This window comes from Chromohalobacter sp. HP20-39, from assembly GCF_033052815.1.
In the GTDB taxonomy this organism is placed as follows: domain Bacteria; phylum Pseudomonadota; class Gammaproteobacteria; order Pseudomonadales; family Halomonadaceae; genus Chromohalobacter.
Genome location: NZ_JAWHTP010001012.1, coordinates 1 through 248, shown reverse-complemented (window position 1 = coordinate 248; position 248 = coordinate 1). Strand labels below are relative to the sequence as shown.

The following is a 248-nucleotide window of genomic DNA, read 5'->3' as shown; positions in this document are numbered from 1 at the left end:
CCGTGGTGCTCGACGTCGATGTCGAGAAGGAGCGGATCTCGCACGGCGACAAGAAGCTCGAAGGCGACCCCTTCGCCGAGCCGGGCGACGTCAAGAAGGGCGCGGTCGTGACCTGCGAAGTGCTCGAAGTGAAGGAAAGCGGCATCGAGGTCCGGATCTCGGGCACCGAGTTCACCACCTTCATCAAGCGCTCCGAACTGGCCCGCGATCGCAACGACCAGCGCGCCGAACGCTTCGCCGTCGGCGAG

1 protein-coding gene is annotated in these 248 nt (G+C 65.7%); it reads left to right on the top strand.

Features of this window, described 5'->3' with window-relative positions:
* The coding region (locus tag RVY79_RS20995; protein WP_317466548.1) for a S1 RNA-binding domain-containing protein at positions 1-248 on the top strand (248 nt) is incomplete at both ends.